Source organism: Marinobacter sp. W-8, from assembly GCF_044342215.1.
GTDB lineage: Bacteria > Pseudomonadota > Gammaproteobacteria > Pseudomonadales > Oleiphilaceae > Marinobacter > Marinobacter nauticus.
Genome location: NZ_CP172297.1, coordinates 593,764 through 614,443, shown reverse-complemented (window position 1 = coordinate 614,443; position 20,680 = coordinate 593,764). Strand labels below are relative to the sequence as shown.

Annotated in this window: 19 protein-coding genes; 6 read left to right on the top strand and 13 right to left on the bottom strand. The window is 56.5% G+C overall.

Features of this window, described 5'->3' with window-relative positions:
- The first annotated feature begins 79 nt into the window (after nt 1–79).
- Nucleotides 80–1,273 carry a potassium channel family protein gene (locus ACF8YQ_RS02825; RefSeq protein WP_396622535.1) on the top strand — a complete coding sequence of 398 codons (1,194 nt, stop codon included), beginning with the start codon at nt 80–82 and terminating at the stop codon, nt 1,271–1,273.
- Here the strand turns inward: ACF8YQ_RS02825 and ACF8YQ_RS02820 are convergent.
- The 5 genes from ACF8YQ_RS02820 to typA all read right to left on the bottom strand — a co-directional run bounded on the left by ACF8YQ_RS02820 (nt 1,250) and on the right by typA (nt 7,165).
- Nucleotides 1,250–2,110 (bottom strand): CYTH domain-containing protein, encoded by an 861-nt coding sequence (locus tag ACF8YQ_RS02820; protein WP_396622534.1) that lies wholly within the window; start codon nt 2,108–2,110, stop codon nt 1,250–1,252. The two genes, ACF8YQ_RS02825 and ACF8YQ_RS02820, sit on opposite strands and share 24 nt — an antisense overlap.
- A 95-nt stretch (nt 2,111–2,205) precedes the next feature.
- A complete protein-coding gene (locus ACF8YQ_RS02815; protein ID WP_396622533.1) occupies nt 2,206–3,231 on the bottom strand; it encodes a porin in 1,026 nt (341 codons plus the stop codon).
- A 462-nt stretch (nt 3,232–3,693) separates the two neighbouring features.
- Entirely contained in the window at nt 3,694–4,164 is a 471-nt protein-coding gene (gene dtd / locus ACF8YQ_RS02810) for a D-aminoacyl-tRNA deacylase (protein ID WP_396622532.1), read from the bottom strand.
- A 107-nt stretch (nt 4,165–4,271) separates the two neighbouring features.
- Nucleotides 4,272–5,234 carry a prolyl aminopeptidase gene (gene pip / locus ACF8YQ_RS02805; RefSeq protein WP_396622531.1) on the bottom strand — a complete coding sequence of 321 codons (963 nt, stop codon included), beginning with the start codon at nt 5,232–5,234 and terminating at the stop codon, nt 4,272–4,274.
- A 119-nt stretch (nt 5,235–5,353) separates the two neighbouring features.
- On the bottom strand, nt 5,354–7,165 hold the full coding sequence (gene typA, locus ACF8YQ_RS02800; protein ID WP_224851225.1) for a translational GTPase TypA: 1,812 nt from the start codon (nt 7,163–7,165) through the stop codon (nt 5,354–5,356).
- 392 nt (nt 7,166–7,557) lie between these two features.
- On the opposite strand from typA, the gene glnA reads away from it, so the two are divergent.
- The 4 genes from glnA (at nt 7,558) to ntrC (ending at nt 12,453) form a co-directional block, all read left to right on the top strand.
- Nucleotides 7,558–8,961, top strand: coding sequence for a glutamate--ammonia ligase (glnA, locus tag ACF8YQ_RS02795; protein ID WP_396622530.1), 1,404 nt, complete (start codon nt 7,558–7,560; stop codon nt 8,959–8,961).
- Between the two features lie 196 nt (nt 8,962–9,157).
- Complete coding sequence (locus ACF8YQ_RS02790; RefSeq protein WP_222447318.1) at nt 9,158–9,682, top strand: DUF4124 domain-containing protein; 525 nt, start codon at nt 9,158–9,160, stop codon at nt 9,680–9,682.
- A gap of 219 nt (nt 9,683–9,901) precedes the next feature.
- Nucleotides 9,902–11,026, top strand: coding sequence for a nitrogen regulation protein NR(II) (gene glnL, locus ACF8YQ_RS02785; protein WP_394133339.1), 1,125 nt, complete (start codon nt 9,902–9,904; stop codon nt 11,024–11,026).
- Nucleotides 11,023–12,453, top strand: a complete 1,431-nt coding sequence (gene ntrC / locus ACF8YQ_RS02780) for a nitrogen regulation protein NR(I) (protein ID WP_153741280.1) — start codon at nt 11,023–11,025, stop codon at nt 12,451–12,453. Before glnL ends, ntrC begins: the two co-directional genes overlap by 4 nt.
- A gap of 56 nt (nt 12,454–12,509) precedes the next feature.
- On the opposite strand, the gene ssb is transcribed toward ntrC, so the two are convergent.
- Nucleotides 12,510–13,034, bottom strand: coding sequence for a single-stranded DNA-binding protein (gene ssb / locus ACF8YQ_RS02775; protein ID WP_113880451.1), 525 nt, complete (start codon nt 13,032–13,034; stop codon nt 12,510–12,512).
- A 57-nt stretch (nt 13,035–13,091) separates the two neighbouring features.
- The gene (locus ACF8YQ_RS02770) at nt 13,092–14,462 is read right to left on the bottom strand and encodes an MFS transporter (RefSeq protein ID WP_396622529.1); all 1,371 of its coding nucleotides are present in this window, start codon (nt 14,460–14,462) and stop codon (nt 13,092–13,094) included.
- Nucleotides 14,463–14,626: 164 nt separating this feature from the next.
- Between ACF8YQ_RS02770 and uvrA the strand changes: the two genes are divergently transcribed.
- Complete coding sequence (uvrA, locus tag ACF8YQ_RS02765; protein ID WP_396622528.1) at nt 14,627–17,449, top strand: excinuclease ABC subunit UvrA; 2,823 nt, start codon at nt 14,627–14,629, stop codon at nt 17,447–17,449.
- Nucleotides 17,450–17,521: 72 nt separating this feature from the next.
- On the opposite strand, the gene rplQ is transcribed toward uvrA, so the two are convergent.
- The 6 genes from rplQ to rpmJ form a co-directional block, all read right to left on the bottom strand.
- Nucleotides 17,522–17,920 carry a 50S ribosomal protein L17 gene (rplQ, locus tag ACF8YQ_RS02760; RefSeq protein WP_022992024.1) on the bottom strand — a complete coding sequence of 133 codons (399 nt, stop codon included), beginning with the start codon at nt 17,918–17,920 and terminating at the stop codon, nt 17,522–17,524.
- A gap of 33 nt (nt 17,921–17,953) precedes the next feature.
- Nucleotides 17,954–18,958: a DNA-directed RNA polymerase subunit alpha gene (locus ACF8YQ_RS02755; protein ID WP_008174911.1), complete on the bottom strand. Its 1,005-nt coding sequence runs from the start codon at nt 18,956–18,958 to the stop codon at nt 17,954–17,956.
- 35 nt (nt 18,959–18,993) lie between these two features.
- Nucleotides 18,994–19,614 carry a 30S ribosomal protein S4 gene (rpsD, locus tag ACF8YQ_RS02750; RefSeq protein ID WP_014420494.1) on the bottom strand — a complete coding sequence of 207 codons (621 nt, stop codon included), beginning with the start codon at nt 19,612–19,614 and terminating at the stop codon, nt 18,994–18,996.
- Nucleotides 19,615–19,632: 18 nt separating this feature from the next.
- Entirely contained in the window at nt 19,633–20,022 is a 390-nt protein-coding gene (gene rpsK, locus ACF8YQ_RS02745) for a 30S ribosomal protein S11 (RefSeq protein WP_007153992.1), read from the bottom strand.
- 13 nt (nt 20,023–20,035) lie between these two features.
- Nucleotides 20,036–20,392: a 30S ribosomal protein S13 gene (gene rpsM / locus ACF8YQ_RS02740; RefSeq protein ID WP_011784262.1), complete on the bottom strand. Its 357-nt coding sequence runs from the start codon at nt 20,390–20,392 to the stop codon at nt 20,036–20,038.
- A 142-nt stretch (nt 20,393–20,534) separates the two neighbouring features.
- The gene (gene rpmJ / locus ACF8YQ_RS02735; RefSeq protein ID WP_008174902.1) at nt 20,535–20,648 is read right to left on the bottom strand and encodes a 50S ribosomal protein L36; all 114 of its coding nucleotides are present in this window, start codon (nt 20,646–20,648) and stop codon (nt 20,535–20,537) included.
- Between the last annotated feature and the right edge of the window lie 32 nt (nt 20,649–20,680).

The window sequence follows — 20,680 nt, the reverse complement described above, 5'->3', positions numbered from 1 at the left end:
ACGCAACCCTCTGTCTCTCTGATATATTTCAGGTACTGTATAACGAACTCGCCAAGGACTGAACAGGCACCCGCTCTCCATGATGCGAAATAAACGCCCTCTGAATCCGGAACATACCCAATCCCACCTCCCTATGGGCGGACTTATACGAAGTCGGATCAATCGGCTCTTTGCCATCCTCGGGGGACTGGTATCGGCGCAGATTCTTATCCTGTGGGCAGCAGAGCCACTCTCGTTCTTTGAAGCCGTATGGCTCACCATGACGACACTGGTTACCGTGGGCTATGGCGACTACTCCCCGGTCACGCCCGTGGGCCGCATCAGCACCATCGTACTGATGTTTGTCTCCGCCATTACCCTGTTAACCCTGATCGTAAGTGATTACATCGAATACCGTTTCTACCGCAGAGAACGCATACTGACTGGACGCTGGATTTACAAAATGAAAGACCACATTGTCATCATCAACACCCCTCGAAGCGGCGGCGAACAGTACTTCATGCGATTCGCCTCGCAGATTCGCTCTGTCCCTGAGTACCACACGGTGCCGATAATGCTGCTTACGCGGCAATTTCCGGGAGGGCTGCCTGCGGAACTGTCCGACTGCGGCGTCGTTCACTTTCACGGCGCAGGAAATGACCCGGAGGCTCTGAAATCCGTGCACGCTGGCAGCGCCAAGCACATCATCGTGCTGGCCGCCGACGAATCAGACCCGATGTCAGACAGCCTGACCTTCGATATCGCCCATCGACTGGCCGAATCCAATCTGGGCGGCAGAACCACGGTGGAATGTGTCGGCGACCATAACCGTGCAAGAGTCAAAGCCCTGGGCGTTCGCACCACCATTCGCCCCGTGCGCACCTACCCTGAAATCATGGTTCGGGCGGTAGTGGCGCCGGGCTCCGAAAAAGTTCTGGAAGACATGTTCAACTACGAGCGGGACCATCCACACCGTTACGACCTGGAGCTGGATGACCTTATCTGGGCGGATATTGTCAGCGCTCTGGTTCGCCACGGAATAGGAACCGCCTTGGCCTACATTGATCACGACAACGAGGTAATCTGCCACCCGGATACCAACGCCGAAGTTGAGGGCAAGGGGCTGATTGTTCTGGTTCGCTCCAGCGAGACGCCGGAGGTGTCAGTGGTAGAGGAAGCGCTTGACCGGTATCGGGATTTTCTCAAGCAGTGGCGAGCCATGCACGAGCAGAACCAGAAAGCCGCCACCGAGAGATCCGAGGAGAACGTTTCAGCCGGCAGCAGCGAGCGCTAATTGCAACTGGCCGAACTCAGGAAATTGCTCAACCAGGGTCGGCACCGTAATACCGGTTTCCAGCGCCTTGGCTACCGCCCTCCAAACGGGCAATAGTCCGGCCGCTTTCGCCTGCGGCTCAATCTTCGCAAGCGTGCTTGCGGGCAGACGCATCGTGTCACCGGTTAACCAGGCCTGACTCAGATAATGCAGAAAAGATACCGAGCTGAATCCTGAAGCTGGCAATGCCAGTGACGGGCAGTAGATTCCGGCAAGGTAGTAGCCCTGCTCGGCTTTGCTTACCAGGTTAAGAAAAACCGGAACCGTTTGCGCAAGAGCACGGGCGTTTTCAAGCAGCGCTGCGGGCTCTCCCGCTTTCAGCTCAAGTTCCACCTCATGAAGAGGCCTTGCCCGCGTTCCACCTACCACTTCGCCTGAGTCCAGAGCGACCTCAATTACGGACTCCGCTTGCGCCAGCATGATAATGCGCCGCCGGAAGTTGGTCTCGAATGCCAACTCCAATTCGTCAAGGTCGACCTGAGACCTCAACGGAGTCTGCTCCAAAAGCCCAAGATCCAGATCCGGCCCCGGCAGATCCCACTCCCATTCCTGGCGGCGATGGGCTCCGTTTACGAACTCGCCCTGGGTTTTCAAGGTCTGGATGTAGCGATCACCGGCCTGACGGACTCGCAACGCAGCACGGGCCTGATTCAACGCAGCATTCGGGGTGTCGTAGTAGCGATTGACCAGTGTTTTGACCGGACCTTCGCTTGCACCCGATTGACCTTTGAGCCACTCGAAGGCCCGGGACTGTACGGATTCCGATAGGGTCAGCTTTACTTCAAGTTCCGTGGCCACTCAAACGCTCCTGATGATTTCTTTTCCTGTAAAAATAAAAAAGCCGGTGACAGAGTCACCGGCTTTCAACACTACTTGATTAGCTTATTAGCTGATCAGAAGTAGTAAACAGCACCCACGGCTGCAAGAGTGCGCTCGTCAGTAACGGCATCGTTACCCTGAGAGTCTTCGTACTCATAGACGTCGTCACCACCACCGAAGTAGCCTTCAACGTAAACGTACATGTGATCAGACAGGTTGTGAAGCGCCTGCAGTGTGATTACATCTTTCTTATCATCGCCTGCGTCGCCATCTTCTTCGCCACGCTCGTAGGACAGAGCGAACTGGTTTTTACCAATAGCATAAACGCCCATCACGCCGAACACATCGCCTACGTCCTTACGAGTCTGATACTGACCAGTCACACGCAGGTCACCCACAGTGTAGCTGGCACGCAGACCGTAAGTGTTTTCATTGTTGTCGTTCAGAGTAGAGTTACCGTCGGAATCTACGCCATTCGTGGAGTAGTCCAGGCTACCGTCGTTAGAGTCGATGGCAAAAGCCAGTTCAAGCGCATCGACAGCGTAAACAGCAGACAGCTGCCACGGATAGGACTTATCTCCACTCTTGTTGTCACCGTTAACCTGCACAGCAGCTCCCAGTGTCAGGCCACCGAAGGACGGAGACTTGTACTGGACGAGATCGCCTTCACCTGTGTCGTAACCGCCGCCAATGTTCATCGAACCCACTTCGTAGAAGTTTGCGATCTCATCGATAGCACTTTCGTAAGTGGAGTCGTCAGAGCCTACCCAAACTTGGCCAAAGCTGTCGCCTTTAACACCAATGTAGGCTTCGTCCAAGCCATCTATACCAGAGCTCTCGGCTTTATCATCGGCATCAATACCTTCCAGCTCAAGCTTGAAAAAGCCAGTGATGCCCGGAGCCACTTCATGGCTGTGAGTTACGCCCAAGGTAGAACCATTGTCAAAATGATCTACAGAAGAGGGACCACCGTCGTAATTGTCGTGGGAGATGGCGTACTGGATGTTACCGTACACTGTCGGCAGGTTGCTTTCCTGTGCCAGAGCAGCGCCAGAGAAAGTTGCAGCTGCAATAGCAGAAGCAAGAATCGTTTTTTTCATGTTGCGTCTTCCTTTTTGAGTTAACTCAGGTTTTCGACGGGTCTAAATCCCGATTTTTATTGGCCGGCACAACCCTGGGCTCTGCCTGCCGGGTATCTGACTGCCCCTGTTATTCCTGTGGGAACAGCTTTTCTTCTTTTTAGAAGACAAGCACGCTTGCCTTAGATCTCAACCACTTACACAGCTTTATTAAAGCTCTGCGTGATGAACCTGTTTTAATACAATGTGCCATTTTTTGCAAATTTTTAATGGCTGTTTTTTAGCCCCATTTGCATTCGTAACCTTTGTCGTTAGATCAGCCTGGACTAACAACCTCTCCCATTTCCACAACAAATTCAGGGCCAGATAACCAAAAAAATCTGAAAAACAACCGGTTATCATACGCTCAACGCTTCCTCAGCTGAGAGCCACAAAACAATACCTCAAATCACGCACTTTCGTGAGGCACTGCTGGCAACTGCGTCACATTTTTGTGCACGACCCTCTCTGGCCAGATTCCACCATAAAGGTAACCGGGCCATCGTTGATCAGTGCCACTTTCATATCAGCACCAAACTTCCCCGTACCCACACGCTCGACGCCTAGCTGGCCACTTGCTTCAGCCACAAAGTCACCATAAAGCCGGTTCGCCAGCTCCGGTGCAGCCGCCAGGGAAAAACCCGGGCGCGTGCCAGAGGACGTGTCAGCAGCAAGCGTAAACTGAGGGACTACAAGTAATGAGCCACCGGCATCCTGAACATTCACGTTCATCCGGCCCTGCTCATCGGGGAAAACCCGATAGGAGAGGATTTTTCGGCACAATTCCTTTGCCTCATTCAGTGTATCGTTCCTTTCTACGCCAAGGAGCAAGAGCAACCCGGGACCAATACGGGCAATCGTTTCACCATCCACGGCTACACTGGCTTCCGAAACGCGCTGGATCAGTCCTTTCATTCATTCCCTTGAGCGTTAACACCGAGGGTTAAATTTCTGAAACGCGAAAAGTGTATAGAGCCCGTGAGACCACCGCAACCCCGTCAGATCAATAAAAGGTCGCATTCTCAGCCAGCAGTGGGAAGACTTCTGGCAACCACATTCTCAACGCCCCGCATCAGGGCATCCACAATTGCCGGTTCGGATGCCGAGTGACCGGCATCACGGATAATCTGAAGCTCCGCCTCCGGCCAGGCCTTGCTCAGCGCCAGGGCATTATCCAGCGGGCAAACCATGTCATAGCGGCCGTGAACAATCACGCCCGGAATGTCTTTTAGCCGCGAGGCATCACGCACAATCTGATCGGGCTCAAGGAATGCATGATTCATGAAATAGTGGCATTCGATACGAGCCAGCGCGATAGCTACATGAGGATGCCCAAAATGCTCCACCACCTTGGGATTGGGATGCAATGTGGCGCACCGCCCTTCCCAGATGGACCAGGCTTTGGCAGCCTGAATCTGCTCCAGCTCATTGGCACTGGTCAGGCGCCGGTAGTAGGCCGCCACCATATCGTCGCGCTCCACCTCCGGAATCTGGGCAAGGTAATCCTGCCAGTAATCCGGGAATACCCGGCTGGCGCCGTCCTGATAAAACCAGTGAATATCCCGGGGCCGACACAGAAAGATACCCCGCAACACCAACCCCAGAACCCGGTCAGGGTGGGTCTCGGCATAAACCAGACTTAGCGTGGAGCCCCAGCTGCCCCCAAACAGCAACCAGCGATCGATGCCGAGAAAATGCCGAACCGCCTCAAGATCCTCAACCAGTTTGTCTGTGCTGTTACCCTCCAGCTCGGCCAACGGGGTCGATCTTCCGGCACCTCTCTGATCCAGCAAAATAATCCGGAAACGTTCGGCGTCGAAAAAGCGCCGGTGGTAATCCTCACAACCGCCGCCCGGCCCGCCATGCACCACAATCACCGGAATACCGTCCGGATTACCGGATTCTTCCAGGTACAGCTCATGGGGATGATCTACAGCCAGTCGGTGGCGTGCGTAGGGCTCAATTTCAGGATAGAGGGTCAGCATGGAAAACTCCGTTTCGGGGATAACGGCAGTCTAGCTGAGACAGGCGAGGAAAATACAGGGGCCAGGAAAACAGGCGGAAGCGTTTACTGCCTCACAACGATTTCCTGGCCCCGGAGGGGTTATTTCTTGTTAGCGCGCTTACGCTCGTTTTCGGTCAGGAGCTTCTTGCGCAGACGAATGGACTTGGGCGTTACCTCAACCAGTTCATCGTCGTCGATAAACTCCAGCGCCTGCTCCAGAGTGAACTTGATGGGCGGCACCAGGCCGATCACTTCGTCTTTACCAGAGGCACGCATGTTGTCCAGCTTCTTGCCCTTGGTGGGGTTCACCACCAGGTCATTATCACGGCTGTGGATGCCGCAGAGCTGACCTTCATAGATTTCCTGGCCAGGGTCCAGGAACAGCTTGCCCCGGCTCTGCAGAGTTTCGAGGGAGTAGGTCAACGCAGTACCGGTGGCCATGGAAACGATGACACCGTTCTGACGGCTGGTTACGTCACCCATCTTCACCGGGCCGTAGTGGCTGAAGGTGGAGGTCAGGATGCCGGTACCGGAAGTCATGGTCAGGAAGGTGTTACGGAAACCGATCAGGCCACGGGCCGGAATGGTGTATTCCAGGCGGATACGGCCCTTACCGTCCGGGATCATGTTGGTCATGTCACCCTTGCGCAGGCCCATCTGCTCCATAATCGGGCCCTGATGCTGCTCTTCGATGTCGATGATCACGTTTTCATACGGTTCTTGCTTCTCGCCGTCGACTTCCTTGATCACCACCTCCGGACGGCCTACGGCCAGCTCGAAGTTTTCGCGGCGCATGTTCTCGATCAGAACCGACAGATGCAGCTCACCACGACCGGACACCTTGAACTTGTCGGCCGAGTCGCCTTCTTCAACCCGCAGCGCCACGTTGTGCAGCAGCTCTTTTTCCAGACGCTCTTTGATATTACGGCTGGTTACATACTTGCCTTCTTTACCGGCGAACGGGGAATCGTTCACCTGGAAGGTCATGGATACGGTGGGCTCGTCTACGGTCAGCGCCGGCAGCGCTTCAACGTTAGAGGGATCACACAGGGTATCGGAAATATACAGCTGGTCCAGGCCACTCACACACACAATGTCGCCAGCCTGGGCTTCTTCAACTTCCACACGCTGCAAGCCGGAATGGCCCATGATTTTCAGGATACGGCCGTTGCGCTTCTTGCCGTCGGCACCGATAGCCACCACCGGGGTGTTGGTCTTCACTTTACCGCGCATAATACGACCGATACCGATAACACCCAGGAAGCTGTTGTAGTCCAGCTGGGAGATCTGCATCTGGAACGGGCCGTCCAGATCAACAGAAGGCGCAGGCACGTGGTCAACGATCGACTGGAATACCGCATCCATGTTGTCGTCGAGGTTTTCGTGCTCCATGCCGGCAATGCCATTCAGGGCGCTGGCGTAAACAATCGGGAAGTCCAACTGCTCGTCGGTGGCACCCAGGTTGTCAAACAGATCAAATACCTGGTCCACAACCCAGTCCGGGCGCGCACCCGGGCGGTCAATCTTGTTCACAACCACAATCGGGCGCAGGCCCGCTGCGAAAGCTTTCTGGGTCACGAAACGGGTTTGCGGCATGGGACCATCGATGGAATCCACCACCAGCAGCACACTGTCTACCATGCTCATCACACGCTCTACTTCACCACCAAAGTCGGCGTGGCCCGGGGTGTCTACGATATTGATGTCGTAGTCTTTCCATTTAAGAGCGGTGTTTTTTGCCAGAATGGTAATGCCACGTTCTTTTTCCTGGTCGTTGGAGTCCATTACGCGCTCGTTTTCGAGCTCTTTACGGTCCAGCGTGCCAGACTGGCGCAGCAGCTGGTCAACCAGGGTGGTCTTGCCATGGTCAACGTGGGCAATAATGGCAACGTTTCTAAGCTTATCAATCACAACGGGTATCCTGAAGAAATTAGCGGCGCGCAGTATATCGAAAAGTCCATGGCGATAATATGAAGATTAGCGCCTAATATGTAACCAACTAGGACTTGCACCATAATTATGCGTTATCGGCGAACTCGCACCACTATGGTGCGCCGCAATGGTGCAACAGGCGCTGCCTTCGACCAACAAGCTGCGCCACATTAGCCCGAAAGCCTTGTCGCTGCGCTGTTCTGGCGCAGCCGACAAAAACTGGCAAGCCGATTGCTTATCCCAAAGCAGCCGCATAGTGAGGGTAAGGGCCACAAGCTTCTGGTAAGCTTCCCTGACCTGAAAAAGATCGGGCCTCAGAACACCGAACGATCCGGCACAACGAACATGTAAAACCTTACGGAGCATGCACAATGTCCAAGACGATTGATTTGATCAAAGAACACGAAGTCAAGTGGATTGACCTGCGTTTCACCGACAGCCGCGGTAAAGAGCAGCACGTGACCCTGCCGGCCACCGAGGCGGACGAAGACTTTTTTGCTGACGGCAAGATGTTCGACGGTTCCTCCATTGCCGGCTGGAAAGGCATCAACGAATCCGACATGATCCTGATGCCGGACGACGAAACCGCCGTTCTGGACCCGTTCACCGAAGAAACCACCGTCAACATCACCTGCAACATTGTAGAGCCTTCTACCATGCAGGGTTATGAGCGTGATCCCCGTTCTGTTGCCCGTCGCGCCGAAGAATACCTGAAGTCCACCGGCATTGCCGATGGCGCCCTGTTCGGCCCGGAGCCCGAGTTCTTCGTGTTCGATTCCGTTAAGTGGAACGTCGACATGCAAGGCGCTTCTTACCACATCCACTCTGAAGAAGCGGCGTGGGTTTCCGGTGAAGATTTCGACCGCAACAACATTGGCCACCGCCCGGGCGTAAAAGGCGGCTACTTCCCGGTTCCGCCGGTTGACAGCCTGCACGACCTGCGTGGCGCCATGTGTGCGGCCATGGAATCCATGGGCCTGACCATCGAAGTGCACCACCACGAAGTGGGCACCGCTGGCCAGTGTGAAATCGGTGTTGGCGCCAACACCCTGACCCGCAAGGCAGACGAAGTTCAGATCCTGAAGTACTGCGTGCACAACGTAGCGCACGCCTACGGCAAGACCGCCACCTTCATGCCCAAGCCGGTTGTAGGTGACAACGGTTCCGGTATGCACGTACATATGTCCCTGAGCAAAGACGGCAAGAACCTGTTTGCCGGCGACAGCTACGCAGGCCTGAGCGAAGCGGCTCTGTACTACATCGGTGGCGTGATCAAGCATGCCAAGGCCATCAACGCCTTCACCAACCCGGCCACCAACAGCTACAAGCGTCTGGTTCCGGGTTACGAAGCACCGGTTATGCTGGCCTACTCCGCCCGTAACCGTTCTGCCTCTATCCGTATTCCATACGTGAACAGCCCGAAAGCACGCCGTATCGAAGTGCGCTTCCCTGATCCGGCAGCCAACCCGTACCTGGCCTTTGCCGCCCTGATGATGGCCGGCCTGGACGGTATCCAAAACAAGATCCACCCTGGCGATGCCATGGACAAGGATCTGTATGACCTGCCGAAGGAAGAAGCCCTGAACATTCCGAAGGTTGCCGAGACTCTGTCCGAGGCCCTGGACTGCCTGCAAGCAGACCACGAGTTCCTGACCCGTGGCGGTGTGTTCACCGAAGACATGATCAAAGGCTACATCGACCTGAAGCGTGGCGAAGTCGAGCGTCTGAACATGACCACTCACCCGGTCGAGTTCGATCTGTACTACTCCTGCTAAAGCCCTGCACCAATTCGGTGCAGACCATGCAGGCCAGAAGCCCCGCCCCGTGCGGGGCTTTTTTGTGGCCTCAATCCCAGTTCTTAACCAAGACCCACGCCCTTAACGATATGTAACCAAGGAAGCAGGCCACAACATTGAAATGACCTTGCCCGCAATCGATAATCAAAGCAGTTCATTACCACAGGTTATCGCCATGAAAGCACCGTTCGTACTCGCCGCTGGCCTGCTGATGCTGGCTTCGACCACAGCATACAGCGAGGTCTACCGCCACGTTGACGCCTATGGCAACGTCACCTTTTCCGACGAACCCATGGAAGGCGGTGAAGAGGTCCAGGTGAAGCCCGTGACCACCATCACCCTGCCCAAGCCGGAAGCGGTTCAGGAACCCGAACAACTCCGCGAGCGGGTGGAACGTGAGGGAGCAGCCTACCAGGCTGTCTCATTCCAGTATCCGGCCAATGAACAGGCCTTTCACAGCGGCAACGGCAACGTCACCTTCGAGGTTCAAAGTACACCACCGCTGAAGCGGGGCCATAAATTTGAAGTGACCCTGGATGGACAACCGGTCGGGCAAAGCAGCTCAGGCTCAGTAGCCGTCAGCAATATCGACCGGGGCACTCACAATGCGGGCGTTCATATTGTCGATGAAAACGGAGTACGCGTGAAATCCGGCAATTCAATTACCTTCACGATTCACCGCCCATCCGTTCTCAACTAAATCTTATCTGCACCGCAATGGTGCAATTGCACCATGTTGTGACCATACTTTGGGCAGCCAAGGGGCAAAATCCGGGCTGCCTGTCGCCAGACCGTTCACTACTGCACCAAGCTACAGCACCGCGTACCGGCTACCGCGCCCGTTCTGCCCGATCCTTGCCCATTGGCTACCCGATGCCAAAAAACTGGTTCGCTTTTTGCAGCCGCAGGGGTACATCCTATGAGTCGAGAACGGAAGCAACGCATGCCATTCCATCCAGCCACCATATCCGGAAGCAGTTACAAGAGCATTCTGGACAGTCTGACAACCGCAGTACTGGTACTTGGCGATGATCTGGCTATCCGTTACCTCAACCCCGCCGCCGAGAGCCTGTTTGAAACCAGTATGACCCGAAGCCATGGCCTCCCCTTACAGGAGGTTCTGGTGGATTCCGAAGATGCCCTGACCACTCTGCATGCCGCGGTGGAGAACGGCCAGTCCTACACCCGCCGGGAAGCTGAATTTGCTTTGATCAGCGGTGCCAGACTGACGGTGGATTACTCGGTGACTCCCATCAGCCTGGACCCGACCGAACTGCTGATCGAGATCCAGCCCCGAGACCGACTGATGCGTATCAGCCGGGAAGAAGACATCATCTCGCAACAGGAGACCACGCGAATCCTGGTGCGGGGCATGGCCCACGAGATCAAGAACCCGCTGGGCGGCATCCGTGGCGCGGCGCAACTGCTGGACCGCGAGCTCTCAGACGACGACCAGCGTGAATATACCCGTGTGATTATCGACGAGGCGGACCGTCTGCGCAGCCTGGTGGATCGCATGCTCGGCCCGAACAAAGCCCTGAAGATTGCGCCCACCAATATCCACGAAATTCTGGAGCGGGTCCGCACGCTGATTGAGGCCGAAAGCAAAGGCCGAGTGCGCCTCAGACGCGACTACGACCCGAGCATCCCGGAATTCCCCGGCGACAAAGAGCAACTGATCCAGGCCTTCCTGAACATCGCCCGCAACGCCATGGAGGCGGCATTCGAAAACGAAGCCGCAAGCGGGCGCTCCGCAACGCCCACGATTACCTTTCGCAGCCGGGCCTTGCGACAGTTCACCATCGGCCACCGTCGTCACCGACTGGTGTGCCGGGTCGACATTATAGATAACGGCCCAGGCATCCCGCCCGAGCTGTTGCAGAACATCTTCTACCCCATGATCAGTGGTCGGGCCTCGGGCACCGGACTCGGCCTTTCCATTACCCAAAGCATTATCGGCCAGCATCGGGGGCTGGTGGAGTGCGAGAGTGAGCCCGGAAGAACCGATTTCATCATCTTCCTGCCTCTGGAGGACAGCAAATGAGCCAACCGGCAAACGTCTGGATTATCGACGATGACAGAAGTATTCGATGGGTGCTGGAACGTGCCCTGAGCCAGGCTGGCATGCAACCGCGTGTATTCGACAGCGGCGACAGCATCATGATGCGGCTGGAACACGAGCAACCGGACGCCATCATCAGCGATATCCGGATGCCTGGCGTGGATGGAATCACCCTGCTCTCCCAGATCGTAGAACTGCATCAGGATGTGCCGGTTATCATCATGACCGCGCACTCGGATCTTGAAAGCGCGGTGACCAGCTACCAGACCGGCGCCTTCGAATACCTCCCCAAGCCCTTTGATGTGGATGACGCCGTCGCACTGGTAAAGCGGGCCGTAGCCCACAGCCATGAGAAACGCGCCGCCAGCGAACCACAGGCCGATGCTACACCACGCAATACCGAAATTATCGGTGAAGCCCCGGCCATGCAGGAGGTTTTCCGGGCCATTGGCCGGCTGTCTCACTCCAACATCACCGTATTGATTAATGGGGAAAGCGGCACCGGTAAAGAGCTGGTAGCCCAGGCCCTGCACAATCACAGCCCCAGAGCACGAAACCCGTTCATCGCCCTGAACATGGCGGCAATTCCGAAAGACCTGATTGAATCCGAATTATTCGGCCACGAAAAAGGCGCCTTCACTGGCGCCGGCGCTGCCCGTCAGGGCCGCTTTGAACAGGCCAACGGAGGCACCCTGTTTCTCGACGAAATCGGCGACATGCCCGCCGACACTCAGACTCGACTGCTGCGGGTGCTGGCCGATGGCGAGTTTTACCGGGTAGGCGGCACCACCCCCATCAAAGTGGATGTGCGCATCATCGCCGCAACCCATCAAGACCTGGAAAAACTGGTACAGGCCGGCAACTTCCGGGAAGATCTGTTCCACCGTCTGAATGTCATTCGCGTGCACCTGCCCAAGCTGGCTGAACGCCGCGAAGACATTCCACGCCTGATGCAGCACTTCCTCAAGCGAGCAGCCAAAGAGCTGGCAGTAGAACCCAAGATCCTGCGCCCGGACGCCGAGGAATACCTCACCACCCTGCCCTGGCCCGGTAACGTCCGCCAGCTGGAAAATACCTGCCGCTGGCTGACCGTCATGGCCAGTGGCCGGGAGATCCACATTGATGACTTGCCCCCGGAACTGCTGCATCAAGCGGAAAACGAGCATGCTGCCACCGGTCTGACCTGGCAGGAAGGCCTGAGGAACTGGGCAGAACAGGAACTGAAGCGCGGCAAGAAAGGCATACTGGATACCGCAGTGCCCGAGTTTGAGAAAATCATGATTGAAACGGCGCTGAAGCACACCGGCGGCCGCCGCCGGGATGCCTCCATTCTGCTGGGTTGGGGGCGAAATACGCTGACCCGGAAAATCAATGAGTTGGGGATGGATCAGCCGGAGGGGGATGACTGACCCCCACCCGGCTGCTGCTCAGCTCTCTCGCTGGTAGTTTATCCGTATGCTCTCGACTAGAACGGAATATCATCGTCAAAATCATCAATCGGCTCAGGCATGCCACCACCTTGCTGCTGGGGTGCCGGGTTGTTGTAGCCACCAGCCTGTCCACCCTGCTGGGGCGGCGCATTGTATTGCGGCTGTTGCTGCGGCCGTCCCTGGGGCGCCCCTGGATTCATACCGCCCTCAGAGCCACGGCTGTCCAGCATCTGCATCTGGCCATTGATATCCACAACCACTTCGGTGGTGTAGACATCCTGCCCTTCCTTGTTCTGCCATTTCCGGGTCTGCAGCTTGCCTTCAATGTAGACCTTGGAGCCTTTGCGCAGGTATTGCCCAGCCACCTCAGCCACCTTGCCGAACAACACAACCCGATGCCATTCGGTCTTCGGCACCAGCTGTCCGGTCTGGCGATCCTTGTAACTCTCGTCTGTGGCAAGGTTCAGGTTGACCACGGCATTGCCGTTGGGGGTATAGCGGGTGTCCGGGTCCTGCCCCAGGTTACCAATGAGAATTACCTTGTTTACGCCTCGTGCCATCGTATGCTCCTGATCATGTTTTGCGGAGTGCCAGCCGTCCATGCCAGCATCCTGTGTTTAAGAACTCTTACCCTGCCGGACAAATTCAAAGTCCGCAAGCTGATCTTCCCGAAAATGCTGACGGTCCACCTTCAGGTAGGCTGTGGATGCATCCTCAACAATCACAACATCCTGCACGCCAGGCAGCTTCCGTAGCTGACGGTCTACCTCGTCGAAAGTATTTTCCAGCGCATCTCTCAGCTCCACAACCAGGCTGGTCGTGTAGCTCGGGGCCGGCATGGTTAACGCTGCCAGCAGCCACACCAGGAGGCAGCCGGCCATCAACCAGAGCACCCCCTCCACGCCGGTATTCTGCAGCAGGTACCCTCCCAGGGCCCCGCCCAGAAAAGCACCAAAAAACTGGGAGGTGGAATAAACCCCCATGGCCGTTCCCTTACTGGCAGCCGGAGCCTCTTTACTGATTAACGAAGGCAGACTGGCTTCCAGAAGATTGAACGCCATAAAGAAGAAAAATAGCACACCCCAGGCCGCCCAGAGACTGGCATTCACCTGGGTCAGCGTTGCTGTTGCCGCTGTCAGCAAGGCAATGGCCATGCACAGTATCGGCTTCATTTTGCGCTTCTTTTCGCCAATGATGATAAAGGGCACCATGGCAAAGAAAGAAAGCACCATCACACTCAAATAGAACCACCAGTGGGAGCTGCTGGCCAATCCCAACTGATCCTGAAGCATGGTCGGAAAGACCAGGAACAGGGCCGTCAGAACCAGGTGCAGCACAAAGATCCCGAAGTCGAGCCGCAGCAGGCGGCCATCGGCCAGAACGCGCCCGACCATTTCGCGGGCAGGATGGGTATCGGCGCTGACTTTATGGGTATGTGGCGTAGGCACCACCCTGGCGACCACAACAAGGGCCAACAGAGCCATCACGGCAGTCACGTAGAAAATGCCCGACAAGCCCCAGGCCGCGCCCAGCAACGGGCCCAGCACCAGCGATACCGAAAACGACAGGCCGATGGAAATACCCACCGTGGCCATGGCCTTGGTTCGCTCTTCCTCCCGGGTGAGATCTGACAGCAGTGCCATCAGCACACTGGCGATGGCACCGGCACCTTGAAGAATCCGACCGGCGATCACAACGTATATGGAATCGGTCGACGCGGCCAGCAGGCTCCCGCAGGCAAACAGGATCAAGCCCAGGTAGATCATCTTCTTGCGGCCAACCCGATCTGACAACAGGCCAAAGGGGATCTGCAGCAGCGCCTGGCTCAGCCCGTAGGCACCAATCGCGAGGCCCAGTAGCGCTGGCGTCGCGCCCTGCAGGTCCGTACCCAGCAGCACAAACACGGGCATGACCATAAACAGGCCCAGCATACGCATGGCGTATACCGAAGCCAGAGCCACAACTGAGCGTTTTTCGAGCGCGTTCATGCCTACCCGTGCGGTTTGAATGAATGGTGAGCGGCCGGTAACCGCAGGCGGCGCATTGTACCAGAACCACCCCGGCGACGGGACACCCGCAGAGCGGGTCGTTCCGCACTTAGCCGGAACGACCCGAAACCGATATACTGGCAGTTTTTACCAAGCGAGGTGTTATGGACCATATCCAGATCAAGGGCGCGCGCACCCACAACCTGAAAAACATCGACCTGGATATGCCAAGGGACAAACTGATCGTCATTACCGGTCTGTCCGGCTCCGGCAAGTCCTCATTGGCGTTCGATACGCTCTATGCCGAGGGCCAGCGCCGGTATGTCGAGTCGCTGTCCACCTACGCACGGCAATTCCTCTCGATGATGGAAAAGCCCGATGTGGATCATATTGAAGGCTTGTCGCCAGCCATCTCCATCGAGCAGAAATCCACGTCTCACAACCCCCGCTCTACCGTGGGGACCATCACCGAGATCTACGACTACCTGAGACTGCTTTTCGCTCGTGCTGGTGAACCCCGCTGTCCTGATCACGGCCAGCCGCTGGAAGCCCAGACCGTGAGCCAGATGGTTGACCAGGTTCTCGCCATGCCGGAAGGCAGCAAGCTGATGATATTGGCACCGGTGATCCGGGATCGCAAAGGTGAGCATCTGCAGGTGATCGACACCATGCGCAGCCAGGGCTTCATCCGCCTGCGAGTGGACGGAACGGTCTACGACATCGACGACGTTCCTGCCCTGGACAAGAAGCGCAAGCACCAGATTGACGTTGTGGTCGATCGATTCAAAGTCAAGGAGGGGCTGGAGCAACGACTGGCCGAGAGCTTCGAAACCGCCCTGGAGCTGGCCGACGGCATTGCTCTGGTGGCGCCCATGAGTGGAGAAGGCGAGGAACACACCTTCTCGGCGCGCTATGCCTGCACCCAGTGCGGCTACTCCCTGAGCGAACTGGAACCTCGCCTGTTTTCGTTCAACAACCCGGCCGGCGCCTGCCCCACCTGCGACGGTCTGGGGGTGCGCCAGTTCTTTGATGCCGAAAAGGTGATCCAGAGCCCGGAAGCGACCCTGGCATCAGGCGCCATCAAAGGCTGGGACCGCCGTGCCGTGTACTACTTCCAGATGCTGACCAGTGTTGCCGAACACTACGGCATTGACCTGGAAACGCCTTGGGAAGAGCTGCCCGAAAACTTCCAGGAGGTGCTCCTGTATGGCTCCGGCAACGAGGACATTCCCTTTCGCTATGTGAACTCTCGCGGTCATATCATGGAAAAGGCCCACCCGTTCGAGGGCATACTGCCGAATCTGGAACGCCGTTACCGCGAGACGGAATCTCAGAGCATGCGCGAGGAACTGGCTCGCAACCTGAGCACACAGCCCTGTAAAGACTGCGGCGGTTCGCGCCTGCGTCGCAGTGCCCGTCACGTCTTTATCGAAGAGCGAAACCTCCCGGAAATAACCCACCTGCCCGTGGGTGATGCCCATCGCTACTTCAGCACTCTGGCATTGCCCGGGCGTAAAGGTGAGATCGCCGAAAAAATCCTGAAAGAGGTGCGGGAGCGCCTGCAGTTTCTGGTCAACGTGGGCCTCGAGTACCTCACCCTGGAACGCAGCGCAGACACCCTCTCGGGCGGCGAAGCCCAGCGCATCAGGCTGGCCAGCCAGATAGGCGCAGGCCTGGTGGGCGTGATGTACATTCTGGACGAGCCGTCCATTGGCCTGCACCAGCGGGACAACGACCGACTGCTTGCCACCCTCACCCACCTCCGGGACCTCGGCAATACGGTGATTGTGGTGGAACACGACGAAGATGCTATCCGGGCTGCCGACTACGTTATTGACATTGGCCCCGGCGCTGGCGTCCACGGCGGAGAGATTGTCGCGCGGGGAACCCCGAAAGAGATTATTGCCAACCCGGCTTCAATGACAGGTCAGTATCTCAGTGGCGAGAAGGAGATCTCGGTACCTTCTGAGCGAAACAAGGGCAATGGCAAGAAGCTGGCACTGACCGGCGCCTCCGGCAACAATCTCCGGGACGTAACGCTCACGCTGCCGCTAGGCGTGATGACCTGCGTTACCGGGGTATCGGGCTCAGGCAAATCCACTCTGATTAACAGCACCCTCTATCCGGTCGCGGCCGCCAAACTGAACAAAGCGACCAGCCTCAATCATGCGCCCTACAAAAGCCTGAAAGGACTTGATCAGCTCGACAAGGTGATCGACATTGACCAGAGCCCTATCGGACGGACACCCAGGTCTAACCCCGCCACTTACACCGGCCTGTTTACCCCCATCAGGGAACTCTTCGCCGGCACTCAGGAGGCACGCTCACGCGGCTACAAACCTGGCCGCTTCTCCTTCAACGTGAAGGGCGGCCGGTGCGAGGCTTGCCAGGGCGATGGTGTCATCAAAGTCGAAATGCACTTCCTGCCAGACGTCTATGTGCCCTGCGACATCTGTAAGGGCAAACGCTACAACCGGGAGACCCTCGAGGTCCGGTATAAAGGCAAAAACATTCACGAGGTTCTGGAAATGACCGTTGAGGAGGGCCGGGAGTTTTTCGACGCAGTCCCCTTCATTGCCAGAAAACTGCAAACGCTGATCGACGTGGGCCTGTCTTACATTCGTTTGGGCCAGAGCGCAGTGACCCTCTCGGGGGGCGAAGCACAGCGGGTCAAGCTGGCTAAGGAGTTGTCCAAACGGGACACAGGCAAAACCCTGTACATTCTGGACGAGCCCACGACCGGCCTGCACTTCTACGATATCCAGCAACTTTTGAACGTGCTGAAGCGCTTGCGCGATCACGGCAATACCATCGTTGTCATTGAGCACAACCTGGACGTCATCAAGACCGCAGACTGGATTGTCGACCTCGGCCCGGAAGGTGGGTCCGGTGGCGGACAGATTATTGCTGAAGGAACGCCCGAGGAAGTGGCCGCCAATCCGGCTTCGCACACCGGACGTTACCTCAAACCGATGCTCACCAAATAGCCCGCCCGAGCGACGGGCACAAAAAAACCGGGAACCTTGCGGAACCCGGTTTTTTTATGGACTCAGAAGAACTTACTCTTCGTCGTCGTCCATCTCTTCAGCTTCGATGTCCAGAGGACGGCCGACCAGCTCAACGAATGCCATCGGGGCATTGTCGCCAGCGCGGAAACCGCACTTCAGAATACGAAGATAACCACCCGGACGCTCGCTGTAACGGGGGCCCAGCTCATCAAACAGCTTGGCTACCGCAGCATCGTTACGCAGGCGAGAGAACGCCAGACGACGATTTGCAACCGAATCATTCTTTGCGAGCGTGATCAACGGCTCAGCTACCCGACGCAGCTCTTTGGCTTTCGGGAGCGTCGTTTTGATCAGCTCGTGCTCAACCAGTGACGCAGTCATGTTACGGAACATGGCCTTGCGATGCGCACTGGTCCTGTTGAACTTACGACCACTCTTACGATGACGCATTGCTCTGATTCCTTACCTTAAACTAATCGGCGATCAACCGCCCAGAACCCGGTCATCACCACGAAGGCTTGCCGGCGGCCAGTTATCAAGACGCATACCCAAAGACAGACCACGGGACGCAAGAACGTCCTTGATCTCGGTCAGCGACTTTTTGCCAAGATTAGGCGTCTTCAGCAGCTCCACTTCCGTGCGCTGGATCAGATCGCCGATATAGTAAATGTTTTCAGCCTTCAAGCAGTTAGCTGAACGCACAGTCAACTCCAGATCATCAACCGGGCGCAGCAGAATCGGATCGATTTCTTCCTCTTCCTCTACACGCTCAGGCTCTTTCTCATGATCGAAATCGACGAACACAGCCAGCTGTTGCTGGAGAATGGTAGCGGCCCGGCGAATTGCTTCTTCCGGATCGATGGTACCGTTGGTCTCCAGATCAATAACCAGCTTGTCCAGGTCTGTACGCTGCTCAACCCGAGCGCTCTCGACGGCATAGGCCACACGACGAACCGGGCTGAACGTTGCATCCAGCTGCAAGCGTCCGATGGCACGAGTTTCGTCCTCGTCCAGACCACGCTGATCAGCCGGCTCGTAGCCACGACCACGTGCCACGCGCAAGCGCATGTTCACTTCGCCGTTTTCGCTCAAGTGACAGATCACGTGCTCCGGGTTAGCGATTTCCACATCGTGGTCCAGCTTGATATCGCCGGCAGTCACCACGCCCGGACCTTTCTTGCTGAGGGTAAGCTCAGCATCGTCACGGCCGTTCATCTTTACGGCAACGCCCTTGAGATTCAGCAGAATCTCGATGACGTCTTCCTGGACACCTTCAATGGCACTGTACTCGTGCAGGACACCGTCGATCTGTGCTTCAGTCACGGCGCAGCCCGGCATCGAAGACAGAAGAATACGACGCAGCGCGCTGCCCAGGGTGTGGCCGAAACCGCGTTCGAGCGGCTCCAGAGTCACCTTGGCGCGCGTAGCGCTGGACTCTTTCACGTCAATGGTACGAGGTGTCAATAACTCATGTACTGAACGCTGCATAGACGCCCCTATCTGCTATCGTTGCTAACTGGGCTTTACTTGGAGTAAAGCTCGACGATGAGGTTCTCGTTGATGTCGGCCGGCAGTTCAGTACGCTCAGGTACTGACTTGTAAACGCCGGACATCTTGTTGGCGTCAACCTCTACCCAGCTTACCGGTGCACGGCTTGAAGCCAGATCCAGAGCGCCTTTAACGCGCAACTGATTCTTGGCCTTCTCGCGCACGCTCACAACGTCGCCCGGCTTGACCTGATAGGACGGGATGTTAACCGGCTTATCATTGACCAGGATCGCCTTGTGAGAGACGAGCTGACGGGCTTCTGCACGGGTAGAACCAAAACCCATGCGATATACAACGTTATCGAGCCGGCCTTCCAGCAGTTGCAGCAGGTTTTCACCAGTTGCACCTTTGCCTCGGGCAGCCTCTTTGTAATAGTTGCGGAACTGCTTTTCGAGAACGCCGTAGATACGACGAACTTTCTGTTTTTCACGAAGCTGAACGCCGTACTCGGACAGACGACCGCGACGCGCGCCGTGCATACCCGGCGGAGTCTCGATGTTGCACTTGGAATCGAGCGCGCGAACGCCGCTCTTCAGAAAAAGATCTGTCCCTTCACGACGAGACAGCTTGCACTTCGGGCCTATATAACGAGCCATATTTCACTGTCTCCTGTGTTAGACGCGGCGCTTCTTGGGCGGACGACAGCCGTTGTGGGGAATCGGCGTCACATCAGTGATGTTGGTGATCTTGTAGCCACACGCATTCAGCGCGCGAACTGCAGATTCACGTCCGGGCCCAGGACCCTTAACCTCTACGTCCAGGTTTTTAAGGCCGTATTCAGCAGCCGCATTACCGGCTCTTTCAGCTGCTACCTGCGCAGCAAAAGGTGTACTCTTACGTGAGCCGCGGAAACCGGAACCACCAGAAGTGGCCCAGGACAGGACGTTGCCCTGACGGTCCGAAATGGTCACGATGGTGTTGTTGAAGGACGCGTGAATGTGCGCGACGCCATCAACAACCGTCTTTTTCACCTTTTTACGGGTACGTGTACCTGGCTTTGCCATGTTTGCCTACCTGTTACTTACGAATAGGTTTGCGAGGACCTTTACGGGTGCGGGCGTTGGTCTTGGTGCGCTGGCCACGGACCGGAAGGCCATGACGATGACGCAGACCACGGAAGCAACCGAGATCCTTCAAACGCTTGATGTTCATCTGTACTTCACGACGCAGATCGCCTTCGACGGTAAACTTGCCCACTTCAGTACGAAGTGCTTCAAGTTGCTCGTCGCTCAGGTCTTTGACCTTGGCGTCCGGCTTAACGCCGGTTGCATCGCAAAGCTTCTGGGCTGTTGTCTTGCCAACACCGAAGATGTAGGTCAGCGAGATAACAGCATGTTTGTTATCGGGTATATTGACACCGGCTATACGTGCCATCCAAATTACTCCGCGTTCAAAGCTTTGCTGTGTGAATTTTCCGCCACAAAAAGGGCGCGAAATAATAGCGCCTGACCCACCTGTGAGTCAAGCGCCACTATTCCGAACCCCTTTTACAGTGTCAGCGCTTATCCGAAACGGATTAGCCCTGGCGCTGCTTGTGACGAGGCTCCGAGCAGATGACTCGAACTGAGCCATTGCGTCGAATTACTTTGCAGTTACGGCAAATTTTCTTTACCGAAGCGCGTACTTTCATTGTCGACTCCAGTTTTCAAGGGGAACGGCTTG

Bases quoted from the DNA above. Each gene is read 5' to 3' on its own strand.
- ACF8YQ_RS02825 (WP_396622535.1), top strand. From the start codon at position 80: ATGATGCGAAATAAACGCCCTCTGAATCCGGAACATACCCAATCCCAC.
- ACF8YQ_RS02815 (WP_396622533.1), bottom strand. From the start codon at position 3,231: ATGAAAAAAACGATTCTTGCTTCTGCTATTGCAGCTGCAACTTTCTCT.
- dtd (WP_396622532.1), bottom strand. From the start codon at position 4,164: ATGAAAGGACTGATCCAGCGCGTTTCGGAAGCCAGTGTAGCCGTGGAT.
- pip (WP_396622531.1), bottom strand. From the start codon at position 5,234: ATGCTGACCCTCTATCCTGAAATTGAGCCCTACGCACGCCACCGACTG.
- glnA (WP_396622530.1), top strand. From the start codon at position 7,558: ATGTCCAAGACGATTGATTTGATCAAAGAACACGAAGTCAAGTGGATT.
- ACF8YQ_RS02790 (WP_222447318.1), top strand. From the start codon at position 9,158: ATGAAAGCACCGTTCGTACTCGCCGCTGGCCTGCTGATGCTGGCTTCG.
- glnL (WP_394133339.1), top strand. From the start codon at position 9,902: ATGAGTCGAGAACGGAAGCAACGCATGCCATTCCATCCAGCCACCATA.
- ntrC (WP_153741280.1), top strand. From the start codon at position 11,023: ATGAGCCAACCGGCAAACGTCTGGATTATCGACGATGACAGAAGTATT.
- ssb (WP_113880451.1), bottom strand. From the start codon at position 13,034: ATGGCACGAGGCGTAAACAAGGTAATTCTCATTGGTAACCTGGGGCAG.
- ACF8YQ_RS02770 (WP_396622529.1), bottom strand. From the start codon at position 14,462: ATGAACGCGCTCGAAAAACGCTCAGTTGTGGCTCTGGCTTCGGTATAC.
- uvrA (WP_396622528.1), top strand. From the start codon at position 14,627: ATGGACCATATCCAGATCAAGGGCGCGCGCACCCACAACCTGAAAAAC.
- rplQ (WP_022992024.1), bottom strand. From the start codon at position 17,920: ATGCGTCATCGTAAGAGTGGTCGTAAGTTCAACAGGACCAGTGCGCAT.
- ACF8YQ_RS02755 (WP_008174911.1), bottom strand. From the start codon at position 18,958: ATGCAGCGTTCAGTACATGAGTTATTGACACCTCGTACCATTGACGTG.
- rpsD (WP_014420494.1), bottom strand. From the start codon at position 19,614: ATGGCTCGTTATATAGGCCCGAAGTGCAAGCTGTCTCGTCGTGAAGGG.
- rpsK (WP_007153992.1), bottom strand. From the start codon at position 20,022: ATGGCAAAGCCAGGTACACGTACCCGTAAAAAGGTGAAAAAGACGGTT.
- rpsM (WP_011784262.1), bottom strand. From the start codon at position 20,392: ATGGCACGTATAGCCGGTGTCAATATACCCGATAACAAACATGCTGTT.
- rpmJ (WP_008174902.1), bottom strand. From the start codon at position 20,648: ATGAAAGTACGCGCTTCGGTAAAGAAAATTTGCCGTAACTGCAAAGTA.